The sequence below is a fragment of the Stenotrophomonas sp. YJH_SMC_80 genome, assembly GCF_059372495.1.
In genome coordinates this window covers 14,435-39,233 of sequence record NZ_JCAFVP010000007.1, presented here as the reverse complement: position 1 = coordinate 39,233, position 24,799 = coordinate 14,435, and the positions used below count along the sequence as shown (strand labels likewise).

The window sequence follows — 24,799 nt, the reverse complement described above, 5'->3', positions numbered from 1 at the left end:
CGTTTTTTTTGTCCACTGCACACCGTCACCTGGCTGCATCGCGCCATCGAAAGTGTGGGCAGATGCGCTAGGCTTGCGCGCCTCTGGAACAGGAAAACACCGTCATGAAGACCCCCACCCGTACCCTTCTGGCCAGCGTGCTGCTGTGCGCCCCGCTGATTGCCAGCGCGGCACCGGCCCAACTGACGCCCGAGCAGGCCTTCGACCTGTATGCACGCGTGCTGCTGGAAGACGACGCGGCCGCCACGCGCACGCTCAACGACGCACTGAAGCCGGCGTTCGAGGGCCAGGATGCCGTGACCCCCAACCCGGGTGCGCTGGCCAAGGCCTTGGCCGAACCCTGGCAGACCGTACTGGCCAGCACCGGCGCCAAGGTCGACGCTGCGGGCACCGAAGCGCTGTATGCCAAGGCGCTGCGTGATTCGAAGTGCCGCGCGACCAAGAGCGTGATCGAAGACAACGAATACGTTGAAGACCAGAAGCTGGCGCGGATCACCTACAGCTGCCAGCTGCCCGACCTGGGCAAGGTGCGCCCGCTGTTCGCTGCCAGCCTGGCCGACAATGCCAGCCCGGCCGCGCGCAAGCAGTTCACCGATGCCTATACCCAGGCACTGCAGAGTGGCGCGCGCGTGCCGGTCAGCAGTGCCTTCACCCTGTACCCGGCCAAGGACAACGGCTACTGGTACAGCGGCAACTTCGATGACCTGGTGGGCACCGTAGCCGGTGCACTGGCACCGTTCGAGGACTGGATGCAGGACGCGCAGGCAGCCAACGCGCCGAAAGTGACCGGCGTACCAGGCTGCGACCTGCTGCTGCAGCAGCACCGCGCCTGCGTGGCGAAGATCGCACCCGACCAGATCAGCGGCGTGGACGCGATGGCCGAGGAACTGAAGGCCAAGGCGCAGGTGAAGTCGACCGATGAGATGACGCAGGAGTGCAAGGCACTGCGCCCGATCGCCGAGATGATGTGGACCGACGAATGCGCGTGAGCCGGTAAGCGGTAGCGCCGGGTCATGCCCGGCGACACCAGGCTGCCGTCATCCTTCGTCATCATCGTCCGGATGTTCACCGAACTCCGGACGATTCTGCTGGTACTCGCAGCCGTGCAGGGTCTTGCCGGGCGCCCACGCACGCACGATGCGCGCGCGATCTTCCAGCCAGCCATCGGCCGCCGTGCCGGTATCGTAGAAGCCTACGAAAGCAGCGTCGCTCCAGCCATCGTAGGGTGGCAGAAGCCATTCTTCGGCCAGCGTTTCGGCGATATCCCCGTCCAGCTCTGCGTACAAGGTCTGACCCACCTTGACCAAGCGCGAGACGGGCCTGCCGGCGATCATGATCGGTGCCGGCGGCACCCACCAGCGATTGCCCTCTTCATCTTCTCCATCCTTCCAGCCTTTGAAACGCGTATCAGTGGTGTGCGCCGACATGGTCACCGCCCAATCGGCCGTGTAATTGCGCAGTGCGTCGGCGTTGCAGCTCAGCACGTCATCGAGCTCAGTGGCGATATCCACACCCGGCGCGAACACCACGTCAGGTTCCTTGCCGCGCCTGAGCAACTGCTCCATCCGCGTGTCGTAGCGCTCCTCGCACCCCACCAGCACAGAGTCGGGGTGGGTAGAGACGCGCGACGCCGTAAGTGAACGAACCGAAAAGCCGATTTCGCTGACATTGCGCAAGGACAGGTTCCGCACATGGATGTGAGGGGCGGCGGTTGCATGTAGCGGATTCATTTCCAGCTGCTTGGATATCGTCTCAAAGGAGACATCATCAAGGATGGCCATCGTCCCTTCCGACAGCACTGCGATGCGCTGGGTCGGGTAGCCGAATACAGTGATGGGACTAGGCAGCTCGACCTCATGCAGATACGAATTGGGCTGTTTGACAACGATCCACGCATCGAATGGCGGCTTTGCACGCTTGCCATCACCCAGCACGACATCCCACACATTTCGCGACAGCGGCTCGCGTACCGAGGTGGGAGCCCGGCACTCGATGACGGCGGCCAGGTCCTGCAACGCCTGCGCGCTTGTGATGGCACGCACGGCAGCGGGATCATCGCCATCTGCGAAGGCGCCAGGCGAAACAACCATCCCAAGCGCAAGGAGCGCTGGAAGCATACGGATCCGGAAGGACTGCGCCACGATGATCACCGCTCTGGGAAACCCAGCACTGTGCATTCGCGTCACGAAGGCGGCTATGAAGAAAGTTTCAACTTTCTCCGAGGTTGTTGCCACGAGAGCAATGCGTAATTTTCAGACAAGTTGCATGGACCAATGCATGGAGCGCCCCTGATCCTCAGGGACTTCCGCCGCTTCCGTCCACGTCATGTTGAGACTTCTTTTCGCCCTGCTCCTGTGCGCGCCGCTGGGCGCAGATGCTGCAGCGCTTTCAATGGAAGACACCTTCGCTGCCTATGCGCGCGTCATCACCCAGAATGACGAGGACGCCAGAACTGCGCTGCGAAACAGCCTGCGCACTGCAGACCCGGACAACTATCCCGACATCGGAGACGTCGTTGACGCACTCTACGCATTCGAGAATCTTGCCACTGGTTTCGAAGAGCCCGCGGCCAGTGCGATCAACGCGCGCCGGAAGACCATTCACTGCCGTTCGGTCAGAACCGAGGAGGACAGCTCCTCCCATCGCGGTGTTGTGGACTACCAGTGCACGCTTCCCGATGTTTCTGGCGCCTTTGACGCCTATCGGGAGAATCTGGCGCGCTCACGTGCCGGGGACCCTGATGGCGATGCTTTCAGAACGTTCCTTCGCATCTATGCGGCAACCCTGCGCGACGCGCCTGACACCACGTACGTCGCCGCCTCCCGGGTTCGCCCCCGCCCCCAACTTCTCCGGGTTTGTCAGTGATGACGGCCGTGCCAGCATCCTGGTCGCCGAGCTGCCCTCCGAGGCCAGCAGCACAGTCAGCGGACTGTTCGTGGATGAGCCCGCTGCGCGTCGCCGCTTCGCCAGCCAGGGCGTGCAGGTCGATCATCTGGAGTCGCTCAGCGTCGAGCGGCGGACGATCCCGGTGGTCATCGGGCAGCCAGGTCGCGCACGGTTACACCTTCGAAAAGTGGATGGCGCTTTTCAGCGGCTCCCCCACCGTCATGATTACGGTTCAAGCCCCGCGTGACCATGCACTGACGCACAGGCAGGCGATGCAGGCCTTGGCGACCGTAACACTGCGTCCGCAGGCCATGCTTGAGCAGAGGATCGCCGCGATGCCTTTCAGCGTTGAGCCGGCGTCCCCTTTCCGCCTGCTGGACACCCTGTCCGGATCAGCCGTGGCACTTACGGCCGGTGAACTGGATACTGATCCCGATGGTCTGCAGCCCCTGGTAATTGTCGCGTCGCAGCTTTCTCTCCCCTTTGCCTCTGACGATCCAGAGAAGGTGTCCGATCAGTTGATTGCAGGGACCGTCAGCATTCAGGGCGGAACGATCACCTCAAGGGAGAACGTGCCGTTCGGCGGTATCGCCGGGCACCGGGTTGATGGGGTGACACCCGACGGACGCCACTACCGCAACTATCTCGCCCTGTGGCCGGATGAGCGTTTCGTCCGTTTGGTTGCCATCCTGCCGGCAGACAGTTCCAAAGAAGTGGAAGACGCGGTTGACGCCATGGCCTCCTCGGTCCGGTTCCGCGGGCCATGACACCGACGATGCGGACCGACAGATTCGCGTGAGCCTATGCCACCGGGTCAGGCGCGCGCCTTCCCCAACGCCACACATTTTCAGACAAGTTGCATGGACCCCTGCATGAGGTGCCCCTGATCCTCAGGGCCCTCCCGGACTGCCCCTGTGCCGCCATGCTGAAATCCATCGCCATCCTGCTGCTGGGAGCGCCGCTCACCGCTACCGCCGCGCACCCTGCAGCGCTCTCGCTGGAAGAGACCTTCGAGACCTATGTGCAGGTCATCGTTCACGGCGATACGCCGTCGAAGGAAAAGCTGCGCCACCATCTGCGTGCATTTGCGAACAGCGACAGCGTTGAGGTGACCGTCAACGCCATCGATGCGCTTCAGCTGCCCAAGGTCGCCTTCAACGGTACAGCAATGGAACCGGTTGCCAGTGCTCTGGAGATGCGGCAGAAGGCCATGTCCTGCACCATCACCGACATCACCCGGGAGACGGTGCATTCAACGCCACAGGCGACCGTGGCGTATCGGTGCGCTTTCCCCGACCTCTCGGGCTTCTTTCCGACCTACCGGGACGCGCAGAAGCGACGCGCCGACGTCGGCGATGATCCCGAACACGCCAGGGCGCTCTTCGCGGCATTCGCCAATGCCCTGCGCGACGCGCCGGATCATTCACATGAGGGCAGCACTGTGTTCCTGCAGTCCGCAGGCAGCGGCCACTGGATGGCTCTCGACCTGCCGTTGCTCGGTACGGCGCTGCTGCAACGGATACTGCCCTTCGACGCATGGAATACGCGGATCGAAGCGGAAGCCGTAGCTGTGGTTACCGGCATACCCACCTGCGACCTGATGATGGCCGCCCAGCTGGGGTTCTTTGCCCGGCATCATCCCCAGAGCCCCTTCCTGAGCAACGGCGTACTGCAACGCAATCTGCTCAAGCGTGTGGAGGGAATGAGCGACGCGGAGGCAACGCGCGACTGCCAGATCGTCCATGAGCGCAACCGGGAGCTGTGGAACAGGGAGAAGACCGAATGATGTCGGGATCCTTCATGATCCGGCATCTGGTGGCCCTGCTGCTGGGCTCGCCGCTCTGGGCGGCAGCCGCTGAACCTGCCGCGCTTTCGCTGGAAGCAACCTTCGATGCATATGCTCAGGCCAGGTTCCAGGACGATACGCCCGCCAAGGACCGGCTCCGCCGCAGCCTGCAGACCGCCGCCACGCCGGTGCCGGCCGACATCGAACTGAAGGTAGAGGGCAGCGCCTTCCAGAACCTGGCGGAGGTACACGGCGAGGCGATTGCCGACGCCCTGCAGGTACGCCGGAAGCGCATTCACTGCCGGGCAACCGGCAGCGATGTTGAAGAGATTGGAACACTCAGCGTTGGCACCGTGACCTATCGGTGCGTGCTGCCAGACATGTCCAGGCACTTCGAGGCCTATCGTGGGAGCCGAGAACGGATGAAGGATGGAAAGGGCGACCCGATGGATGATGCGTCCTTCCGTACGGCGTACGCAACGGCGCTGCGTAGTGCACCCGATGCGCTGCATGAAGGAAGCATGCGCTTCATCAGGAACGGCGACGGACCGTGGGACAGCATTGAGATGCTGTATTTCGACGCCGACATCCGCAGGCTGTTGATGCCGATGCAGGCATGGGACGAGCGCATCGAAGGCGAAGGCGTGCCTGCCGATCTCCCGCCGCAGGCCGAGTACACGCTGCAGGCGCGGGTGCTGCTGCAGAACGATGCCGAAGCGCGGCAGTTGCTGCGGGCACTGGGCGAGAACCTCGACCCTGGCGAAGCCATGGACTGGCGCCCCATCATCGAAGACGTTCCGGCGTGGTTGTCGCGCCAGGACTTCGCAGCGCCCTCGCCCGACGTCACTGCAGCCTTTGCCGAGGCACTGGCGTTGCGGCTGCCGAGGGTCAACTGTGCTGCTCGGGAATTCGTGCCATTGGGCTCGCCGGAGATCGGCATGTACACGCTGGTGTGCCAGCATCCGGACGTAGAGCCGCTGCGTCAGGCCTATCTGGCGATGCGCGCCGCGCCGGAAATCGAGCGCCAAGCGCGTATCGATGCCTTGTTCCAGCGTTGGGCCACACTACTGCGCGAGGCGCCGGCCGTACCGCATTGCACGCCGGTAGTCGGCGGATACCAGGCACGCCATGCGTTCGCGCATGCCGAGCGCATGCAGCAGTTGTACCAGGCCATTCTGTGGCGGCTGCTACCCTTCGACGTCTGGCTGGAAGAACCGGTAGTGCCAGGTCCGGATGAGCTGTGCGATCTCACATAGCATCCTCCCAGTGTGACGGCGCTGGCCGGATGGCGGGCGAAACGTGCAGGTCATCCGTGCTCGGCCCATCTTCGACGACGACAGAGGTGATCGCACTTTCAGAACCGTTGCATGGCCCTGCGCAGCCTGCATGGTCAATGCTGTTGCCCTCTTCCACCGGGGCAACCGCATGAAACACCGTATGACATCGATCGCGATCATGGTGCTGGCGCTGATGGTGTGCTGGCAGGCCGAAGCATCCAGGTTCAAAGCCACCAAGATTTTCGTCGTCCAACCCTCGGTCGCCTTCGAGTCGACCCAGCTGAGCGACAGGCAGCTGGATGCGTGGATGAGCGAAGACGATGACTGCCACGCGTTCCTGATGTATCACGACCAGTGTGCCGTGCTGGTACTGCCCCATGAGTACGACGACGGTTTCACGCGGCACCAGCTGCGGTTGAAGGCCAGGCAACTGCCGGGCGAGGCGCTGGGCGCGTACTGCCGCAACCTGCATGTGCTGTGGAAACAGCAGTGGAAGGGCCAGTGCCCGGTCGGCGAAGAAGACGACGAAGCAACCTGACGCCGAGGGCGTAGCCCTTGCTCCACGTTAGTCCTTCATGGGCGCAGCAGCAGCCTGATGTCCTCGCCCACCTGGCGCTGGTCAACCACACGCAGGCGACGCTGCTGGTCCATGGCGTCGATGCCGAGACCGGCCAGCAACGGGCGTCCGTTGTCGCCCAGCAACGTGGGGGCCTGGTACAGCAGCAGTTCGTCCACCCAGCCGCCGCGCAGCAGCGCACCCGCCAGCGTCGCGCCGGCTTCGGTGTGCACTTCATTGATGCCGCGCTCGGCCAGCAGCGCCAGCACCGCGCCCAGATCCAACCGTCCCTTTGCGCTGGGCACGCTGGCAAATTCTGCGTCCGCCGCATCCGGCGCACTCACCGCCGCATCGTGCAGGTACAGCGTCGGTGCCCCGCCCTCGCGCACGCGCCTGCATTCGAGCGAACGCAGGCGCGAGTCGAGCACCACGCGCAGTGGCGGCATCACCTCGGTGCCGGCCAAGCGCACGGTCAGCATCGGGTCGTCGGCGAGTACGGTATCGGCACCGGTCAGGATCGCGCCAGCGCGTGCCCGCCAGTGCTGCACGTCTTCGCGCGCAGCCGGGCCGGTAATCCACTTGGAGCTGCCATCGGCCATCGCGGTGCGGCCATCAAGGCTGGCGGCCAGTTTCACCCGCAGCCATGGGCGGTTGCGCTCCACGCGCGACAGGTAACCTTTGTTGAGCTCGCGCGCCTGCGCCGCCATCAGCCCTTCGACAACTTCGATGCCGGCATTGCGCAGCAGATCGAAGCCACCGCCATCGACCTTGGGGAACGGATCGCGCATCGCCGCGACCACGCGCGACACGCCTGCTTCGATCAGCGCCAGCGCACACGGCGGCGTGCGCCCGTAGTGCGCACAGGGCTCCAGGGTGACGTAGGCAGTGGCACCGCGGGCTTCGCTGCCGGCCTCGCGCAGCGCGAACACTTCGGCGTGCGGTCCACCGGCGCGCTGGTGCCAGCCCTGCCCGACCACGCGTTCGCCATGGGCGATCACGCAGCCGACCATCGGGTTGGGGCGGGTGGTGTAGGCGGCACGCCCGGCCAGGCGAAGTGCGTTGGCCATGTGCAGGTGGTCGAGGATGGAGAACGAAGTGGTCATGCGGCCATGGTAACGCCGCCGGTGTGGATCCATGCCATCAGTGCCAACCAAGGTTGGCACCCACCAGAGCAAAGGAGATCCACGCCATCAGTGCCAACCAAGGTTGAGACCCGCCAGGACAAAGTAGATCCACGCCATGCGTGGATGGGCGCCATCAGCGCCAACCAAGGTTGGCACCCACCAAGGCAGAGGCGGTCAGCCCTTCTTCTTCTTGGTCAGGGCGATCACGTCGCCCAGCAGCTGCAGCTGTTCGGTACTGGACGGCAGGTCGCGTTCAAGCTTTTCGATCTCCTCGCGGAAATCGGCCACGTCCTCGAAGCTGCGGTAGACCGAAGCGAAGCGCACATAGCCGACATGGTCGAGCTTGCGCAGTTCGTTCATGACGAACTCGCCGACCTTGATCGAGGGCACTTCGCGCTCACCGCTGATGCGCAGCTGGTGGACCACAGCGCGTACTGCCGCTTCGATCTTGTCTTCGGCCACCGCACGCTTCTGCAGCGCGCGGTCGAAGCCAGCGCGGACCTTGCGCTGGTCGAACGCTTCGCGGGTGCCATCGCTCTTGACGATGGCCGGCAGCTTCAGCTCGACTGTTTCCATGGTGCTGAAGCGCTCGCCGCAGGCTTCGCATTCACGCCGACGGCGGATCGTCGCGCCGTCTTCAGAGACGCGCGAGTCGATGACCCGGGTATCGGCATGTTGGCAGAAGGGGCAATGCATGGAACGCCTGGCTCAGGGAAATACCTATTGCCACGGTCATGGCAGCGTCGCAAAGGTACCTGAGAAGGGGCCCGGCAGCAAATGCTGTCTGCGCGGAAGTGCCTGCATTTCGGTCGAACCGAGCCTTCAGCGCGGTCAGCGCTGCGCGTTCAAGCGGGTGCCGGCGGCGCCGAGGCCGCGCGCGCCCAACGCAACCACACCAGGTGCCCTGCCATCACCAGCAGCGGTGGGCCAAAGCCGAGGAAGGCAAATGTCGAGATCTCCCCATGCTTGAAGGTGAAGTACAGCGTGGCCGCAACGACGCCCAATGCGGCCAGGGCCCCCACCCCCAGCCCTACCCAGGCGACAACCGGGGAGTGGCGCAGGCCGGTGACACCTCGCCACAGGTACAGGCCGCTCAGCCACAACCACGACAGCAGGCCGATGATTCCGGCCGACGACCACAGCAGCAACAGCCAGTGCTCGTCGCCCGTCAGATACTTGCCGTCCCATACGACCATCAACCCCAGCACGGCACCCGTGCCGCCTGCCGCCACGGCGGGCAGGCCCACCAGCAGGCCGGCGATCGCCATCCAGCGTTTGTGCAGACGCTCATCCATGCGTTCGATCTCCTTCCATGGGCCACGTCATCCGCGGCGTTTGATCCACAGCAGCATCGCAGCCGGCACCAGCATCGACGGGCCCAACAGTAACAAGCCGATGCCTTCGGCATGCACGGCGATGCCCCACCACAGCGCCAGCCCCAGCGGGGGCAAGGCGGCGAGACCGCCTGCCAGCAGCATCCACCACCAGAGGCGGTGCACGTGCAGCCCGGCACGCCCCTGCATCAGAAAACCCGCGCTGAGCCACAACCAGGCCAGGCAGCCGGCAATGCCGGTCAGGCCCCACAGCGGCATCAGGGTCACCGCGGCCAGCGTGCCATGGCCGAACTGGCCCAGCCCCGTCAGCAGCAGCATCGTCGCCGCGGCACCACCCGCCACCAGGCTGGGCAGGCCAAACAGCACCGCCAGCCCGGTGTACAGGTACTTGAGGCGGCGCTCATCCACGCGGGCCTACTCCTCTGATCGCGCCGGGCCGGATGGCTCGCCCAGGGCGTCAGCACGCAGCCGCAGGAGGATCAACGTACCGGTGGGCACCAACAGGGACGGCCCGGCGAACAGCCCGCTGAGCACGGACGAACCCAGCTCGGCGAAGTAATACAGCGCCATCGCCACCAAGGGCAGGCCTGCCAGCACGCCCAGGCCCAGCAGCAGCCACCAGCGGCGTGATGCCATGTACAGCCCGCGTGCACCATCGCGCAGCCAGACGATGCTGAGTGCGACCCAGGCCACGAGGCCGGCGATCGCGCACGATCCCCACGCGAACATGCCGGCGGCAAACCACAGTTTGTCCGCGTCCAGCGAGACGAGCCCGATCACGCCCATGACCACGGCGATGCAGGCGCCGGCACCGCCGAAGAACAGGCTGGGCAGGCCGAACAGCACCGCCAGCGCGGTGTACAGGTACTTGAGGCGGCGCTCATCCATGCGCGGGATTCCTGGTGACGGGGTCAGAGCCCTTCCCTGCGGGAAGGGATCCGACCCCTGCGTCGATCCGGAAGGCGGGGGCGGATCCCTTTCCGCCAGGAAAGGGCTCTGACCCCGGCCCTGATCAGCCGTAGACCGGGTACTTGCGGCACTGCGCGCTGACGGCATCGCGCACGCGGGCAATGACGGCGTCATCGTTCGGCGCGTCGAGCACGTCGGCGATCCAGTTGGCCAGGTCCACGCAGTCCTGTTCGACGTAGCCACGGGTGGTCACCGCCGGGGTGCCCAGGCGCAGGCCCGAGGTCACGAACGGCGAACGCGGGTCGTTCGGCACCGAGTTCTTGTTGACGGTGATGTGGGCCTTGCCCAGCGCCGCTTCCGCGTCCTTGCCGGACACGTCCTTGCCGATCATGTCGACCAGCATCAGGTGGTTCTGGGTGCCGCCGGAGACGATCTTGTAGCCACGCTCGATCAGCGTATTGGCCATCGCCTGGGCGTTCTTCACCACCTGCTGCTGGTAGGCCTTGAAGCCCGGTTCCAGCGCTTCCTTGAAGGCCACGGCCTTGCCGGCGATGACGTGCATCAGCGGACCGCCCTGGATGCCCGGGAACACGATCGACTGCAGCTTCTTGACCAGGTCTTCGTCGGCGCCCTTGGCGATGATGATGCCGCCACGCGGGCCGCGCAGGGTCTTGTGGGTGGTGGAGGTGACCACGTGGGCGTGTTCCAGCGGGCTCGGGTAGACGCCTGCAGCCACCAGACCGGCAACGTGGGCCATGTCGACGAACAGGTAGGCACCGACCTTGTCGGCGATGGCGCGGAAGCGCGCCCAGTCGATCACCTGCGAGTAGGCGGAGAAGCCGGCCACGACCATCTTCGGCTTGTGCTCCAGGGCCAGGCGCTCGACTTCGTCGTAATCGATCAGGCCCTGGTCGTTCACACCGTACTGCACGGCGTTGAACAGCTTGCCCGAGGCGTTCACCTTGGCGCCGTGGGTGAGGTGGCCGCCGTGGGCCAGGCTCATGCCGAGGATGGTGTCACCCGGCTGCAGCAGGGCGAAGTACACGGCCTGGTTGGCCTGCGAGCCGCTGTGCGGCTGCACGTTGGCGTAGTCGGCGCCGAACAGCTGCTTCAGGCGATCGATCGCCAGCTGCTCGGCGATGTCCACGTACTCGCAGCCACCGTAGTAGCGCTTGCCCGGGTAGCCTTCGGCGTACTTGTTGGTCAGCTGGCTGCCCTGGGCTTCCATCACCGCCGGGCTGGTGTAGTTCTCGCTGGCGATCAGCTCGACGTGGTCTTCCTGGCGCTGGGTTTCAGCGGCGATGGCCTTGGCCAGTTCGGGATCGTAGGATTCGATGCGGACGTCACGCGGGAACATCGGGTACTCCAGCAGGCAGGGAAAAGGGGTACGGCTCAGCCCCCGATTGTAGCCCCGCACCGGCCCGCTGGGGCCGAAACGGACGGGGCCGGCATTCCCGAAGGAATCCGGCCCCGTATGGTTTCGAGGGATGTTGTGGGGTCAGACCCCTTTCCGATGGAAAGGGGTCCGACCCCGGCCGCGATCCTCAGCGGCTGCTGAGCACGTACTGGGCGATCACACCGGTGGCGATGGCCACCAGCAGCATGTTGCCGCGGTCATCGCGGATCCACTGGTGCCCGTAGGGCGGGCGACGCAGGTTGTAGCGCGGGTAGTCGTTCACCACGTAGATCGGGCCGCGGTAGTAGTCGCGATAGCGGTGGCCGACCTTCCAGCCATAGCCCGGGCCGTAGGCCGGACGATAGACCACGCGCGGCGGTGCCGGGCGGTAGTAGCGGTCATGGTCGCGATGCCAGTCGCGGCGGTCGCGTTCCCAGTCGCGACGGGCCTCGCGGCGGTCGCGCTCCCAGTCGCGGCGGTCCTGGCGCCACTCACGGCGATCCTCGCGCCATTCACGGCGGTCGTGGTCGCGGCGATGGTCGTTGTCGGCGAATGCCGGGGCCACGGCGCCCAGTGCCAGCACAGAGGCCACGGCACTGGCCATTACTCGATTGATGCGCATGTCAGACCTCTGCTTGGTGGGTGGTGAGCCCATATTGCGCAACCGATCTGAACCGTTTCCGGCTGGAAACGCTTCCCGCTGCAGGACTGTGACCGGGTATTCAGGCGATAGCCAGCCCGGCGGCGCCTCCCGGGAGCGGCCCGGAACCGGTTCCGGCTATAATTGGCGGTATTCCATTTCAGTCTGTGCCCGCTGCCGCAACGGGATCTATCCGTGACGGGTCGGGCGCAGGGCCGCGCCTACGGAGACCGCATGTCCTCGCAATACATCTACACCATGAACCGCGTGTCCAAGGTGGTCCCGCCCAAGCGGCAGATCATCAAGGACATCTCGCTGTCCTTCTTCCCGGGCGCGAAGATCGGCCTGCTGGGCCTGAACGGCGCCGGCAAGTCCACCGTGCTGAAGATCATGGCCGGCGTGGACACCGATTTCGAGGGCGAGGCCCGCCCGCAGCCGGGCATCAAGGTCGGTTACCTGGCGCAGGAACCGGAACTGGACCCGACCAAGACCGTGCGTGAAGCGGTCGAGGAAGGCGTGGGCGAAGTGCTGCAGGCCCAGGCCGCGCTGGAAGCGGTGTACGCCGCCTACGCCGAGGAAGGCGCCGACTTCGACGCGCTGGCCAAGGAACAGGAGCGCCTGGAGGCGATCCTGGCCGCTGGCGACGCACACACGCTGGAAAACCAGCTGGACGTGGCCGCCGACGCGCTGCGCCTGCCGCCGTGGGATGCCATCGTCGGCAAGCTGTCAGGTGGTGAAAAGCGCCGCGTGGCCCTGTGCCGCCTGCTGCTGCAGAAGCCGGACATGCTGCTGCTCGACGAACCGACCAACCACCTCGACGCCGAGTCGGTGGAATGGCTGGAACAGTTCCTGGCGCGCTACACCGGCACCGTGGTGGCCGTCACCCACGATCGCTACTTCCTGGACAACGCCGCCGAGTGGATCCTGGAACTGGACCGCGGCCGCGGCATTCCGTGGAAGGGCAACTACACCGACTGGCTGACCCAGAAGGACGAGCGCCTGAAGCAGGAAGACAATCAGGAAAAGGCCCGCCAAAAGGCGATCCAGAAGGAACTGGAGTGGTCGCGCCAGAACGCCAAGGGCGGCCGCACCAAGGGCAAGGCCCGTCTGGCCCGCCTGGAAGAGCTGCAGTCGGTCGATTACCAGAAGCGCAACGAGACCAACGAAATCTTCATCCCGCCGGGCGAGCGCCTGGGCAATGCGGTGATGGAGTTCAAGAACGTCTCCAAGAAGTTCGGCGACCGCCTGCTGTTCGACAACCTGAGCTTCCTGGTGCCGGCCGGTGCCATCGTCGGCATCATCGGCCCGAACGGTGCCGGTAAGTCGACCCTGTTCAAGATGATCACCGGCCAGGAAAAGCCGGATACGGGCGAGATCGTGGTCGGCCCGACCGTGAAGCTGTCCTACGTGGACCAGAGCCGCGACGCGCTGGAAGGCAACCACAACGTCTTCCAGGAAATCGCGGGCGGCCTGGACATCCTCAACATCAACGGCATCGAGATCCAGTCGCGCGCCTACATCGGCCGCTTCAACTTCAAGGGCCAGGACCAGCAGAAGATGGTCGGTTCGCTGTCCGGTGGTGAGCGTGGCCGCCTGCACATGGCCAAGACCCTGCTGCAGGGTGGCAACGTGCTGCTGCTCGACGAACCGTCCAACGACCTGGACATCGAAACCCTGCGTGCGCTGGAAGATGCGCTGCTGGAGTTCCCGGGCAACACCTTCGTCATCTCGCATGACCGCTGGTTCCTGGATCGCATCGCGACCCACATCCTGGCGTTCGAAGGCGACTCGCACGTGGAGTTCTTCCAGGGCAACTACCGCGAGTACGAAGAAGACAAGCGCCGCCGCATGGGTGACGACGCTGCGCCGAAGCGCCTGCGCTTCAAGGCGCTGAAGTAAGCCATACCGCAGAAAACGAAAGGCCGCGCTCGCGCGGCCTTTCGTCTTTCAGGCGTTCCTGTCGCCATGGATGCCCGCTTTCCGGGTGTTTTCGCCGGCCGGGATTCAACCGTTGATGAACGCAGACGCCTCAAGCGGGCTTGAATCCTTGTCGTAATCGGACTTTGCAATTCGTTGTATGTTTTCACTCGCCTGCATCGGTTTTCCTACGTTCCCGCTTCATCCCCCAACGTAGGAAACCGCAATGAAAGCACTGATCATCACCACGGCAGCCCTGCTGCTGTCGGGCACCGCCACGGCCGCGACCACCGACTGGGACGGCTTCTACCTGGGTGCCCAGGCCTCGCATGGCGAGGGGCACAGCAAGGACCGCAGCAATGCCAACGCCTCGGAAAAGAGCGTGCGCGGCTTCACCGGCGGCGTGCAGGGTGGCCGTCGCTGGCAGTTCGACAACAACATCGTGGTCGGCGTTGAAGGCGCGCTGTCGTTCGGCAACGTCAGCCGTGACTGGAAGGATCGCGAGCAGCACCGGTACAGCCCGTACTACGGCAAGGACGCGGTGACCCGTTCGGGCACCTTCGATGTGACGCTGGGCCGTGCGATGGGCCGCTGGCTGCCCTACGTCGGCGCGGGCGTGACCGTGGCCCAGCAGGAATTCACCCTGGGCTGCGACAAGTCGCTGGTGGAAGCCACCAACGGCTGCCGCGTGGCCGAATTCGAGACCCGCGCCTCGCACCTGTCCACCGGCGCCCATGCCACCGCAGGCGTGCTGTACCGCTTCAACGACCGCCTCTCGGCCGGTGCCGAATACCGCTACACCCACCTGGGTTCCAGCCCGGTGACCCTGGAAGACCCCAACTACCCTGCTGCGGCCCGTCGCAGCTTCCATACCGACTACAGCAGCGTTACGCTGAAGTTGAACTACCACTTCTAACCGCCTGGCGACGCACCCGCAGGTCCCCCAGGGCGGCAGGGCGCGCAGGCACGAGAGATCTGCGATGTCCCTGTTCGAGCGCCTGTTCCAGCTGCAGCAGCACGGCACCACCGTGCGCACCGAGCTGCTGGCCGGTGTCACCACCTTCCTGACGATGTCCTACATCGTCTTCGTGAACCCCGAAATCCTCGGCACCACCGGCATGGACGCCGGTGCAGTGTTCGTGGCCACCTGCCTGGCCGCTGCGCTGGGTTCGGCGGTGATGGCGCTGGCCGCCAACTTCCCGGTCGGCATGGCGCCCGGCATGGGCCTGAACGCGTTCTTCGCCTTCACCGTGGTCGGTGCCGCTGGCCTGCCGTGGCAGCAGGCGCTGGGTGCGGTGTTCATCTCCGGCCTGGTGTTCCTGGTGCTGTCGCTGACCGGTGTACGCGCGTGGCTGGTGTCGGGCATTCCGTCGTCGCTACGCTCGGCCATCGTGGCCGGCATCGGCCTGTTCCTGGCGATCATCGCGCTGCAGAAGTCGGGCGTGATCGTCGGCAATGAAGACACGCTGGTGGCACTGGGCCCGTTGAACACAGCGCCGCCGCTGCTGGCACTGGCCGGCTTCCTGCTGATCGCGGTGCTGGAAGCGCGCCGCATCCGCGGTGCGATCCTGATCGGCATCCTGGCCGTGACCGGCGCTGGCTGGGCATTGGGCGACGTGCAGTACCAGGGTCTGGTCTCGCTGCCGCCGAGCCTTGCACCCACCTTCCTGCAGCTGGACCTGCCGGGCCTGCTGCACCATGACGGCGGCGCACCCATCGCAGTACTTCTGCAGGTGGTGCTGGTGTTCGTGCTGGTGGAGGTGTTCGATGCCACCGGCACGCTGTACGGCGTGGTCGGCCGTGCCGGCCTGCTGAAGCTGCCGGGCGCGCAGAAGCGTTTCGGCCGCGCGCTGCTGGCCGACAGCACCGCGATCGTGGCGGGCTCGATGCTCGGCACCAGCAGCACCACGGCCTTTGCCGAAAGCGCCTCTGGCGTGCAGGTGGGCGGCCGTACCGGCCTGACCGCACTGGTGGTGTCGGCGCTGTTTCTGGCGGCGCTGCTGTTCTCGCCGTTGGCGGCGATGGTGCCCAGCTATGCCACCGCGCCGGCCCTGTTGTTCGTGGCCGGCCTGATGCTGCGTGAGCTGGTGGAAGTGGACTGGAGCGACCTGACCGAATCGGTGCCAGCCGCGCTGTGTGCGCTGGCGATGCCGTTCACCTACTCGATTGCCAACGGCCTGGCGTTCGGCTTCATCGCCTATGCCGCGCTGAAGGCCGGTACCGGGCGCTGGCGCGAAGTGCATCCGGCGGTGTGGCTGGTGGCGGTGCTGTTTACCCTGCGCTACGCGTTGGAGTGATGCCTGGCTGAGGGTCAGAGCCCATTGCTGCGCAATGGGATCCGATCCCATCGGTAGTGCCGGGCCATGCCCGGCGGATAGCACGCTCAGCGCTTGGGCTGCAGGCGGCCGTCGGCGGCGAAACGCCATCGTCCTTCGGCCCAGCCACGACCGAACAGCGCCAGCATCTGCGAGTAATAGGCCGGTGCGTCAGCACGCTGCTGCTCCGTACTGGGGAGACTGGCCAACAATATATCGGCACGCTCCGCTTCGCCCTGCGCGATCAGATACGGCAGCAGTGCAGCGCGGAATCCGTAGTTGCCTTCACCCTGCCCCTGGCCACTGCGGGTGTCGATCTTCTCCCACATCGGTGCACCACTGCGCAGGCGCTGCAGCGGCCCGGACAGGGCCGCCAGCTGCGCACGGAACAACGGATCGCGCGGTGCGGTCATGCCTGCCCAGGTGTAGCAGCGGATGGCATCGTAGCTGCCGACCGCGCCACGCACCGGATCGACGACGAAGCGATCGCCTTTCCACGCCGCCCAGTCCGGTGCGAACCCGTGTGGGCTGGTCTGCTGCAACAGCTGCACGCTGTTGCGCGCCAGCGCCTGCCACGGCCCGCTACGATCCTCCACTGCAAAGCGGCGCAGCAGCGGCAGTGGCAGATAGCTGGGGTTGACCCGCGTGGCGTCCCCTTCGGTGAATCCCTGTGGGCCCGGCAGCAACATCGGGCCGAGCCCGGGCAGGTCCACGATCTCGCGTGCCCGCACCTGCGCGAGCATGCCCTCGGCGATGGCCTTCAACGCGGGACGCCGCCACAGCCGCGCGCCTTCCAGCAGCGCGTAGGCCAGCCAGAGATCGGAGTCCGAGGCCGGGTTGCCGTCCAGTACCCGCCAGCTTCCCTTGTCATCCCGCCCCCACAACCAGGCGGGCAGATGCTGGCGCATGTCGCCACCGGCGAGGTTGTCCTGGGTCCAGCCCAGGATGCGGTCGAACAGCGCCTGGTCGTTGTCGGCCAGGGCGAAGAACAACGCATAGGACTGGCCTTCGGAAGTGCTGCGCTGATCGTCCTGGCTGCGATCGATCATGCGTCCGTCGCGGCTCAGGCTGCTTTCGACCAGTACCTGCCAGGCCGGCCAGCGCGCTGCGGGCGCGGCCTGCGCATGGCGCCAGCCAAGCAGCGGCAGCGTGGCGGCCGCCTGCAGCAGGCGCCGTCGCTGCAGGTCAGCGGAACTCGCCATATGGCACCAGTGGCGATACGGGCAACGGCAGGTTTCCCTGCCAGGGCTTGACGGTGTAGCGCAGGTAGAGCTGGAACGAGTTCGGTGAGAAATCGCGGCTGCGCTGCAGGGTGCCGGCGGCGCCAAGCACGAAGTGGTCGCCCAGGCGGCGCTCGACCGCGCCGTACAGGCGGTAGCCGGTGCCGGTGCTCCGGCTGTCGCCGGTATACAGGCCGGCCTCGTCCAGCCGCAGCGGGCCATACTGCGGCTCCAGCTGCTCGATCACGCGATCGATCAAGGCCTGGTCGGGGAAGCGGCTGATCGAGGACGTGCGCGCGCTGGACACGCTGACCGAGCCATCCACGCGCACCGACCACACGTCGTTGCGCCAGGCGAAGCTGACCGGCAGGCTCAGCGACGCATAGCGCTGAGGACTGTAGTAACCGCCCTGGCCCAGCGAGTAGCCGCCCAGGTCCTTCTGGTAGCGCCAGTACATCGCGGTGGTGCCCACGTCCAGCCGCATGTCGGGGCGCTGGATCAGCTTGTGATACCAGCCCACCATCGCGCGTGCGCGGGTGTTGTCGGCCACGTTGTGGCCGGTCAGCCGATGCCAGCTCCAGTTCGACCACACCCCATCACGGCCGCCCTGGTCGTAGCCGAGGCTGAAGGTCACGCCGTTGGCGGTGACGCCGCCCCAGCTGATGCCACTGCGCGGATCAACCGCGCCGGCCTGCGACAGCAGCGAATTGGTCATCGGCCGCCGCGACACCGTGGCGCCCCAGCCGAAGCGCCCGAGGTCGCCATTGAGGGTGACACCGCCGAGCCAGTTGCCGACCACGTAGTTGGATGGGGTGTGGCCGATATCCAGGTTCCAGCGGTCGTCCAGGGTGCGCCAGCCGACGGCGAAGCCAGCGCCGGAGGTGCGCCGCTGATGGACGAAACGGGTGCACCCTGGTGCGCGCAGGCGGCTGTTGTCGGCCTGCAGCAGATCCAGGTCGCAGCTGCCGAAATCCTCGTCGTAGGCGCCGTTCCCGTCGGTCTGGAAGCGGCCGGCGTCGAAGCTCACCTGTTCGATGCGCGCCCAGCCCAGGCCACCGGCAAACGGTGCGTCGAGATGCGCGATGCGGGTATCACGCGACAGCCGCGAGATGCCGGGTGTGCCGTCGCTGCGGCGGCCCGTATCCTGCATCACCGTCAGGGTGGGGTTCTCCTGCTGGTACAGGGTTTCCACGTCGCTGCGCAGGCTGCGCCGCAACCAGTCGTCGCCTGCGGTCTCGCGGCTGGCCAGGGTCAGCGCGCGGTTGTCGCGCGGCGTGGCCTGGCTGGAAGCCAACAGGCCGTTGTCGGCCATCGCCTGCGCGTACATGTCCAGCGCCTGCTGTGGATCATCGCGGCGCACCAGTCGTGCCGCGTCACGCCAGGACTGTGCATCGGGCCCGGCCTTGCGCGCCAGCAGCGCGCGCAGGATCGCCAGGGCCTTCGTGTCCTCGCGCAGGTCGGTCCAGATGGTGGCGAGCTGGCGCTGCTGGCCGATCCCGGCATCGTCCACTGCCGGCGGTGCGTCGTGCATCTGGCGGCGTGCGCTGGCCAGATCGCCGGTGCCGATCCAGGCCTGTACCTGGCCCAGCTGCGCATCCACATTGTCCGGCTGTGCAACAAGCACGCGCTGGTAGTAGTGCAGTGCCTGCGCATGATCGCCGCGCAGGCGCGCCCACTCGGCCATCAGCAGATCATTGTCGGTGCTGGACGGTTGCTGCTGCAGCAGCGCGATGGCTTCGGCCTCCCTGCCCTGCGCACGCAGATCCCACAGATGATCGACCAGCTGCTGCCGCTGCAGGCGCGCCGACAGCGCGCGGATGTCGTCGTCCCACTGCGCCTGCGGCAGCCCATCGAGCACCGCCAGCGCCTGCGGCAGCCGATCGGATCCCGACAGATAGAGCGCCTGCGCGTAGCGCGCCTCGGCACTGTCGTTGTGCGTGGCCATGCCGGCCACCACCACGTCGGCCTCCTCCTGCCGGCCGGCGGCGCGCAGCTCGTTGCCGAGCGCATAGGCCAGCCATGCATCGCCCGGCAGTTCGCCGCGCAGCTGCTGTCCCAGCGTGATCGCGGTGCTTGCATCACCGGCAGCCAACGCCTGCTCGCGGCGTTCACGCAGTCGACTGATCTGCAGCTGGCGCAGGTCTTCGGCATACAACCTGCGCTGGGCGGCAGGCAACGCGTTGATGAAGGCTTCCAACCGCTGCGGGTCGGTGCGGCCGTAGAGCTGCACCAGCTTGCGGACCACGTTGGCGTCGTTGGGCGCCACCCGACGGGCAACCTGCAACTGGCGTTCGGCTGCAGCGTCATCGCCGCGGGCCACGGCCACGTCGACCAGGCCCAGTGCAGCAGTGACGTCGCGGGGCTGCTGGCGACGCGCCTGCGCATACAGTCGCTCGGCCTCGTCCAGCCGGCCGGCCGCCAGCGCCGCATCGGCCTGGTCCAGCTGCAGCCAGTAGCGGGTGCTGGCAATCAGGTCACGCCATTTGTCGTTGCTGTCACCGGCCAGGGTGGCCTGGACCGCACGCTGGAAATAGTTGATGGCCTGCTCGCGGCGGCCCTGTCGCATCAGCGCCATGCCCAGCCCACCCAGCAGGTCGGGCTCGCGCGGATAGCCGCGCAGCGCCTGCAGGAAAGCGCGCTCGGCTTCTTCATTGCGGCCGGCATCGAGCAACTGCTGGCCGCGCAGGCCGGCGCGCCACGCCGGGTCGCTGACCCGCTTGTGCTGGTCGGTGTAGCGCTCGCGCACCAACGCGATGTCGGCAAACGTCGGGTTGCGGGTGATGAAGTCCTGCAGCCTGCGCACACTGCGGTCATCGGCCGGCTGATCCTTCAGGTAGCCCCACTCGGCATCCGCCGCCATGCCGCGGGCTTCCGGATTGCGCCCCATGCGCTGCAGCGCGGCCAGCGCCTCGGCATCGCGGCCGGCAGCGAACAGCATCTGCGACAGCGCCTGCAGCAATGGCACATTGCCCGGATAACTGCGGTCCAGTTCGCTCAGCGCGCGGATCGCCTGTGCACGCCCATCCGCCTGGGCGCCGCGCAGGCGCCAGTACTCCAGGCCCAGCTGCAGGCCGGGCGGATCATCGTTGAACAGGCGCCGGTAGATCGCCAGTGATTCGGCGCTGCGACCACCGGCAGCGAACAGACGCGCCTGCTGCAGATCCTGCTGCAGGTCACCGCGATAAGCCTGCCAGAGGCGCTCGCCGGCGGCCAGTTCACGGGTACCCGTGCCGATCTCGCGCAGGCGCTTCAGGGTCGCCTCGGCATCCTGCAGCTTCTGCTGCGACAGCTGCACTTCCAGGATCGCCACCAGCGTGCCGCGATCATCCGGTGCCAGCATGCGCAGCCGCGCCAGCGCGTCTTCGATCAGGCTCTGGCGGCCGGTGGCCTCGCCAATGCGCACCTGCTGCAGCAGCCACTGGCGCTGCTCGGCGACGGTTCCGCCCGGTGTATCGGGCAAGGCCTGCGCCGCGCAGGGCCCGGCACCGGCCAGTCCCAACAGGACCAGGCCGGAAGCGGTGATCAGCGGATGCCGCGTACGTACCATCAGTGCCCCGGGTCCAGGCGCTTGGCCGCGACCCAGCGCAGCGTGCGCCACAGCAGGAAGGCGACCATCATCACCACCACCGTGGCCAGCACCGCCAGCAGCGCCGGGTGATCGGCCAGGTGGTACCACAGCAGCAGCCACCACGGCAGCGCGCCAACGTAGTAGTGATCGCCGACGAACTGGCTGTGAATGCCCGAGGTACGCAGGATCGCCACCGAACCGGCGATGGCTTCGCGCTTGCCGGTATCGCTGAGTGCATCGTCGAGCAGGCCGTAGTCGGCGGCATTGCTGGCGGCCAGCGAAACGATGCTGCGCTGCGCATGCTTCGGCGACTGCATGCCGATGATCGCGGCAAATGGTGCCTGCGCGCTCACTGCCACTTCGGTCACCGCCGGGTCGCCATCGCGGCTGCCACGGCGGGCCTGTTCCATCGCCTGCTGCGGCGACGGCGACTGGCCGTTGAGCAGGCGCGTGCGCTGGTCATCGATCAGCAGCGACAGCTGCTGGCTGCCGCGCAGTTCGGCCGGCAGGGCGCCCAGCATCAGCAGGTCCGCATCCAGCGCGCTGGCCTGCTTCCAGTCATCGGACAGGCGCAGGCCATAGGCTGGGTAGCCACTCTGCACGCCCAGCCCACCGATGAGGTTCAACAGCAGGCTGACCTGTGCTTCGCTGGCGCTGGAGGGCACCAGCACGACGGTCTCGGACAGATCGGCCATGCGGGTGAAGGGGAAACCACTGAGCGCGAATGCGGACAGGTCCGGCAGGCCCATGTAGTGATGGAAGCCGGAGAAGTCGATGGTCGAGTCTTCTTCGATCGCTGCCTGCAGGTTGGGCGGCAGCACGGTCTGGCAGTGGTCGCGTTGCGCACTGCCCATCACGCTGGCGAAGTTGAAATCGAACCGCAGCTGGTTGCGGTCGCCCAGTTTGAGCGCCGGAATCAGCAGACGCCCGTCGTCGGCACCGGCATCGCCGGCCAGCACCGGCAGGCGGATTTCCTCCAGGCCCTGCTTGCCGTTGCGACGCACCAGCGGGAAGCTGGAGATGAACTGATCGTTGATCGCCACGCCCAGCCGCGATTCATCGCTGCCGAACGGCGGCGTGTAGCGGTAGCGCAGGTTCAGCGGAATGCCCTGGTTGCGCCAGATGAACAGATCCGGCGGCAGGTTGAGGTTGACCGTGATCGGCTGCGGCGACACGCCGTTGGCGTGCAGCTGCTGCGGGTAATCGAGCAGTTCGGCCAAGCGGACGGCACGGTCGGTACGCACCCAGTTCGGTGCGTCGTACGGCTTGCGCGGGGCCAGCGGCTTGATCTCGTCGACGCTGACCTGGCGACCACGGAACAGCACGTTGCCGGCCGCCATCGCGGCCACTGCCTTCAGCAGGTCGTCATCGTTGCGGCCCAGCACCAGCAGCAGCTTGCGCTGCGGGTCTTCCGGCAGCGACATCAGTTCGATCACCGGGCCCTTGACCGGGGCATGGTTGGCGATCACTGGCGGGAACCTGCCGTTGACCGCCAGCACCACCGCGTGGCCCTTGTCCGGCAGCGTGCCGAAGCTGACCGGGAAGCGCGCCTGGCGCCACCAGCCGGACAGGCTGCCGAAGTACGAGGACATCACCGCCGCCGCACGCTGCTGCGCCAGGCTCGGTGCGGCAGCGAACACCACCGGCAGTTCCAGCCGTGCGGTATCGCGCGGATCGAAGAACGGCAGCGGGAAGTTGGCCAGGTCGTCCTGCATCGCCAGCGGCTGGCCGCCCAGGCGCAGCGTGCTGTTGCTGGACAGGTTGACCCACAGCGAGCTGTGCGTCGGCTCTTCGCAGATGTCGGTGTAGTGGCCGACGAACTCCAGCCGGACCTGGTTGAAATCGGCGATCAGGCGCGCGTCCAGCGGCAGCTTGGCCTGCACCGGGCGACCCAGCTGGTCGTTGCTGATCGGCACCACGCCCATCATCGCGTCGTTGAGGTAGACCCGCAGGTGCGACAGGGTCGGCAACAGCGACGGTGACGGCGTGAAGCTCAGATCCAGCTCGGCATCGCGGACCAGGCGGTCACGGCGGACCTGGAACTCGAAGGTGGTGGCGTTGCGCACCCCCGACAACAGCGTGTCCTGGCGACGCCCCAGCTGCGCGAAGGTGTTCTGCCGCTGCCAGGGCCAGGCGCTGCCCGTCCAGGTCTGCGCCAGCGCGGGCTCGGCACCGGCGGCGGGAGGGGTGGCTGGCGCGGCCGGCACGCTCGGCACCGGCGGCGCGGCAGGCGCTGTGGTAGGAGGGGCGACCGGTGCCGGAGCAGGCGCGCCGTTGCCTGACGCCACGGGCAGGGCCAGCAGGGGCAGCAGCAGCCAGCGCAGAGAGGACGGAAGGGTCATGGACGAAGCCCTGGATCAGCGGCTGGGTCAGCCGGGTGGGAAGGAAGCGGACGTTGCGGAGCAAAACTGGCCAGCCATCGCAGCAGGCGACGGTTCCAGTGTGCCGGGCGGTCAAGGTCGAACGGTGCGAAATCACCCATCCGCCGATAGCCGCGCCAGCCCAGGACCAGCACGCTCCACAGGCTGCGCGGCAGGCTCTTGGGTTGGTAACCGGCGTGCCAGTCGAGCCAGGCATCGGCGCGGGCAAACGTGCACTGGGCGAACTCCACGCGCTGGCGTTCGTCCTCGAACAGCAGCAGCAGGCCCAGTCGCTGGCCGACGGTGCGCTGCACCCGCGCCGGGAACGCGAATTCGCGGCGGCCCCGCCCCAGCAGCACCTGCACGCGCTGGCCCTCGGCCAGCTGTGCGTCTTCGCCGAGTTCAACGCCTACGCCATCGTTGGAATAGTCCTGCAGCACGCCGCGCAGGCGGCGGCCATCAGGCACCTGCAGCGCCATCGGCAGGTGGGTGGTGACGCGATGCGTGCGCCGCACCTGCTGTACTTCTGCGGCAACCGCCAGCGCACCGCCGATGATCAGCAGGTTGTACAGCACCCACAGCGAGCTGACGACCACCGTGCCGCGTTCATCGAGCGGCCCGTGCATGAAGCGCCACACGGCAAAGCACAGGCCAAGCACGTTCAGCAGCGCCAGCACCAGGTAGGGCTGCGCCACGCGCCAGTCGAATCGGTCGCCGGCCTGGGTGCCGCCCTTGTCGGTGACGTTGAATTTGCCACGGCCCGGGCTGAACAGTGCCACGGTGGTGGGACGCGCGATGTACCAGGCCAGCACCGTCTCGTACACCTCGCCCCAGAACGGCCGCCGGTACTTGCCCTGGATGCGTGCGTTGGTGAGGCTGGCGTGGGCCATGTGCGGCACCACGAACAGCAGGATGGCCAGCGCCGGCGCATAGATGATGTAGACGTGCAGCAGCAGGAACGCCAGCGGCGCGGTGAGGAACACCAGGCGTGGAATGCCGGCCAGGAAATGCAGCATCGCGTTGGCGTAGCAGAAGCGCTGGAACAGGCTCAGGCCTTTGCCCAGCAGCGGGTTGTCGATGCGGAAGATCTGCACCATGCCGCGCGCCCAGCGGATGCGCTGGTTGACGTGCGCGCCGAGGCTGTCGGTGGCCAGGCCGGCCGCCTGCGGAATGCGCAGGTAGGCCGAGTTCCAGCCCTTGCGATGCAGGCGCAGCGCGGTGTGTGCATCTTCGGTGACGGTTTCGGTGGCAAACCCGCCGATGGCATCGATGGCCTTACGCCGCAGTACTGCGCAGGAGCCGCAGAAGAACGCCGCGTTCCACAGGTCGTTGCCGTCCTGCACCAGTCCGTAGAACAGCTCGCCTTCGTTGGGGTCGCTGCGGAACACCTGCAGGTTGCGTTCGAACGGATCGGCCGAGAAGAAGTGGTGCGGGGTCTGCACCAGCGCCAGTTTCGGGTCGCGCAGGAACCAGCCGCAGGTGATCTGCAGGAACGAACGCACCGGCAGGTG

The 24,799-nt window shown here is 66.6% G+C and carries 21 protein-coding genes; 9 read left to right on the top strand and 12 right to left on the bottom strand.

Translation table 11 applies throughout. The annotated features are described in order from the left end of the window. Positions 1-104: 104 nt before the first annotated feature. A complete protein-coding gene (locus tag AC5P99_RS12970; protein ID WP_495213221.1) occupies positions 105-989 on the top strand; it encodes a hypothetical protein in 885 nt (294 codons plus the stop codon). A gap of 48 nt (positions 990-1,037) precedes the next feature. Here the strand turns inward: AC5P99_RS12970 and AC5P99_RS12965 are convergent, their stop codons facing one another. Then, positions 1,038-2,234: a hypothetical protein gene (locus AC5P99_RS12965; protein WP_239503548.1), complete on the bottom strand. Its 1,197-nt coding sequence runs from the start codon at positions 2,232-2,234 to the stop codon at positions 1,038-1,040. A gap of 157 nt (positions 2,235-2,391) precedes the next feature. Between AC5P99_RS12965 and AC5P99_RS12960 the strand changes: the two genes are divergently transcribed. The 5 genes from AC5P99_RS12960 to AC5P99_RS12940 all read left to right on the top strand — a co-directional run bounded on the left by AC5P99_RS12960 (position 2,392) and on the right by AC5P99_RS12940 (position 6,487). Beyond that, positions 2,392-2,865, top strand: a complete 474-nt coding sequence (locus AC5P99_RS12960; protein ID WP_164221745.1) for a hypothetical protein — start codon at positions 2,392-2,394, stop codon at positions 2,863-2,865. 74 nt (positions 2,866-2,939) lie between these two features. Further along, positions 2,940-3,653, top strand: a complete 714-nt coding sequence (locus AC5P99_RS12955) for a hypothetical protein (RefSeq protein WP_495213220.1) — start codon at positions 2,940-2,942, stop codon at positions 3,651-3,653. Positions 3,654-3,808: 155 nt separating this feature from the next. Next, the gene (locus AC5P99_RS12950; RefSeq protein ID WP_495213219.1) at positions 3,809-4,672 is read left to right on the top strand and encodes a hypothetical protein; all 864 of its coding nucleotides are present in this window, start codon (positions 3,809-3,811) and stop codon (positions 4,670-4,672) included. A gap of 14 nt (positions 4,673-4,686) precedes the next feature. Next, the gene (locus AC5P99_RS12945; protein ID WP_495213218.1) at positions 4,687-5,928 is read left to right on the top strand and encodes a hypothetical protein; all 1,242 of its coding nucleotides are present in this window, start codon (positions 4,687-4,689) and stop codon (positions 5,926-5,928) included. A 181-nt stretch (positions 5,929-6,109) separates the two neighbouring features. Further along, positions 6,110-6,487 (top strand): hypothetical protein, encoded by a 378-nt coding sequence (locus tag AC5P99_RS12940; RefSeq protein WP_308304473.1) that lies wholly within the window; start codon positions 6,110-6,112, stop codon positions 6,485-6,487. 35 nt (positions 6,488-6,522) lie between these two features. On the opposite strand, the gene ribD is transcribed toward AC5P99_RS12940, so the two are convergent. From ribD to AC5P99_RS12905, 7 genes are all read right to left on the bottom strand, one after another. Continuing rightward, a complete protein-coding gene (gene ribD, locus AC5P99_RS12935) occupies positions 6,523-7,608 on the bottom strand; it encodes a bifunctional diaminohydroxyphosphoribosylaminopyrimidine deaminase/5-amino-6-(5-phosphoribosylamino)uracil reductase RibD (RefSeq protein WP_164221747.1) in 1,086 nt (361 codons plus the stop codon). Positions 7,609-7,803: 195 nt separating this feature from the next. Next, positions 7,804-8,325 carry a transcriptional regulator NrdR gene (nrdR, locus tag AC5P99_RS12930; RefSeq protein WP_004143350.1) on the bottom strand — a complete coding sequence of 174 codons (522 nt, stop codon included), beginning with the start codon at positions 8,323-8,325 and terminating at the stop codon, positions 7,804-7,806. A 149-nt stretch (positions 8,326-8,474) separates the two neighbouring features. Then, the gene (locus AC5P99_RS12925) at positions 8,475-8,924 is read right to left on the bottom strand and encodes a hypothetical protein (RefSeq protein WP_049451385.1); all 450 of its coding nucleotides are present in this window, start codon (positions 8,922-8,924) and stop codon (positions 8,475-8,477) included. Between the two features lie 27 nt (positions 8,925-8,951). Continuing rightward, positions 8,952-9,371: a hypothetical protein gene (locus AC5P99_RS12920; RefSeq protein ID WP_049451384.1), complete on the bottom strand. Its 420-nt coding sequence runs from the start codon at positions 9,369-9,371 to the stop codon at positions 8,952-8,954. Positions 9,372-9,377: 6 nt separating this feature from the next. Continuing rightward, positions 9,378-9,851, bottom strand: coding sequence for a hypothetical protein (locus AC5P99_RS12915; RefSeq protein ID WP_049451383.1), 474 nt, complete (start codon positions 9,849-9,851; stop codon positions 9,378-9,380). 124 nt (positions 9,852-9,975) lie between these two features. Next, on the bottom strand, positions 9,976-11,229 hold the full coding sequence (gene glyA / locus AC5P99_RS12910; RefSeq protein ID WP_088436092.1) for a serine hydroxymethyltransferase: 1,254 nt from the start codon (positions 11,227-11,229) through the stop codon (positions 9,976-9,978). Positions 11,230-11,416: 187 nt separating this feature from the next. After that, a complete protein-coding gene (locus AC5P99_RS12905) occupies positions 11,417-11,890 on the bottom strand; it encodes an RcnB family protein (RefSeq protein ID WP_033834700.1) in 474 nt (157 codons plus the stop codon). 252 nt (positions 11,891-12,142) lie between these two features. Here AC5P99_RS12905 and ettA point away from each other — a divergent pair, with 252 nt between their 5' ends. From ettA to AC5P99_RS12890, 3 genes are all read left to right on the top strand, one after another. Further along, on the top strand, positions 12,143-13,807 hold the full coding sequence (gene ettA, locus AC5P99_RS12900) for an energy-dependent translational throttle protein EttA (RefSeq protein WP_005408049.1): 1,665 nt from the start codon (positions 12,143-12,145) through the stop codon (positions 13,805-13,807). Positions 13,808-14,051: 244 nt separating this feature from the next. Next, entirely contained in the window at positions 14,052-14,741 is a 690-nt protein-coding gene (locus AC5P99_RS12895) for an outer membrane protein (RefSeq protein ID WP_049451381.1), read from the top strand. Positions 14,742-14,805: 64 nt separating this feature from the next. Continuing rightward, positions 14,806-16,122, top strand: coding sequence for an NCS2 family permease (locus tag AC5P99_RS12890; protein ID WP_005408048.1), 1,317 nt, complete (start codon positions 14,806-14,808; stop codon positions 16,120-16,122). Positions 16,123-16,208: 86 nt separating this feature from the next. Here AC5P99_RS12890 and bcsZ read toward each other — a convergent pair whose 3' ends face one another. The 4 genes from bcsZ to AC5P99_RS12870 are packed head-to-tail and all read right to left on the bottom strand — an operon-like array spanning position 16,209 to position 24,790. Beyond that, positions 16,209-17,342 carry a cellulose synthase complex periplasmic endoglucanase BcsZ gene (gene bcsZ / locus AC5P99_RS12885; protein ID WP_049451380.1) on the bottom strand — a complete coding sequence of 378 codons (1,134 nt, stop codon included), beginning with the start codon at positions 17,340-17,342 and terminating at the stop codon, positions 16,209-16,211. Next, a complete protein-coding gene (bcsC, locus tag AC5P99_RS12880; RefSeq protein ID WP_495213217.1) occupies positions 17,326-20,907 on the bottom strand; it encodes a cellulose synthase complex outer membrane protein BcsC in 3,582 nt (1,193 codons plus the stop codon). Before bcsC ends, bcsZ begins: the two co-directional genes overlap by 17 nt. Further along, positions 20,907-23,270: a cellulose biosynthesis cyclic di-GMP-binding regulatory protein BcsB gene (gene bcsB / locus AC5P99_RS12875; RefSeq protein ID WP_223017027.1), complete on the bottom strand. Its 2,364-nt coding sequence runs from the start codon at positions 23,268-23,270 to the stop codon at positions 20,907-20,909. The genes bcsC and bcsB overlap by 1 nt, the downstream gene beginning before the upstream one ends. After that, on the bottom strand, positions 23,267-24,790 hold the full coding sequence (locus AC5P99_RS12870) for a glycosyltransferase family 2 protein (protein ID WP_495213216.1): 1,524 nt from the start codon (positions 24,788-24,790) through the stop codon (positions 23,267-23,269). The genes bcsB and AC5P99_RS12870 overlap by 4 nt, the downstream gene beginning before the upstream one ends. Positions 24,791-24,799 lie beyond the last annotated feature (9 nt).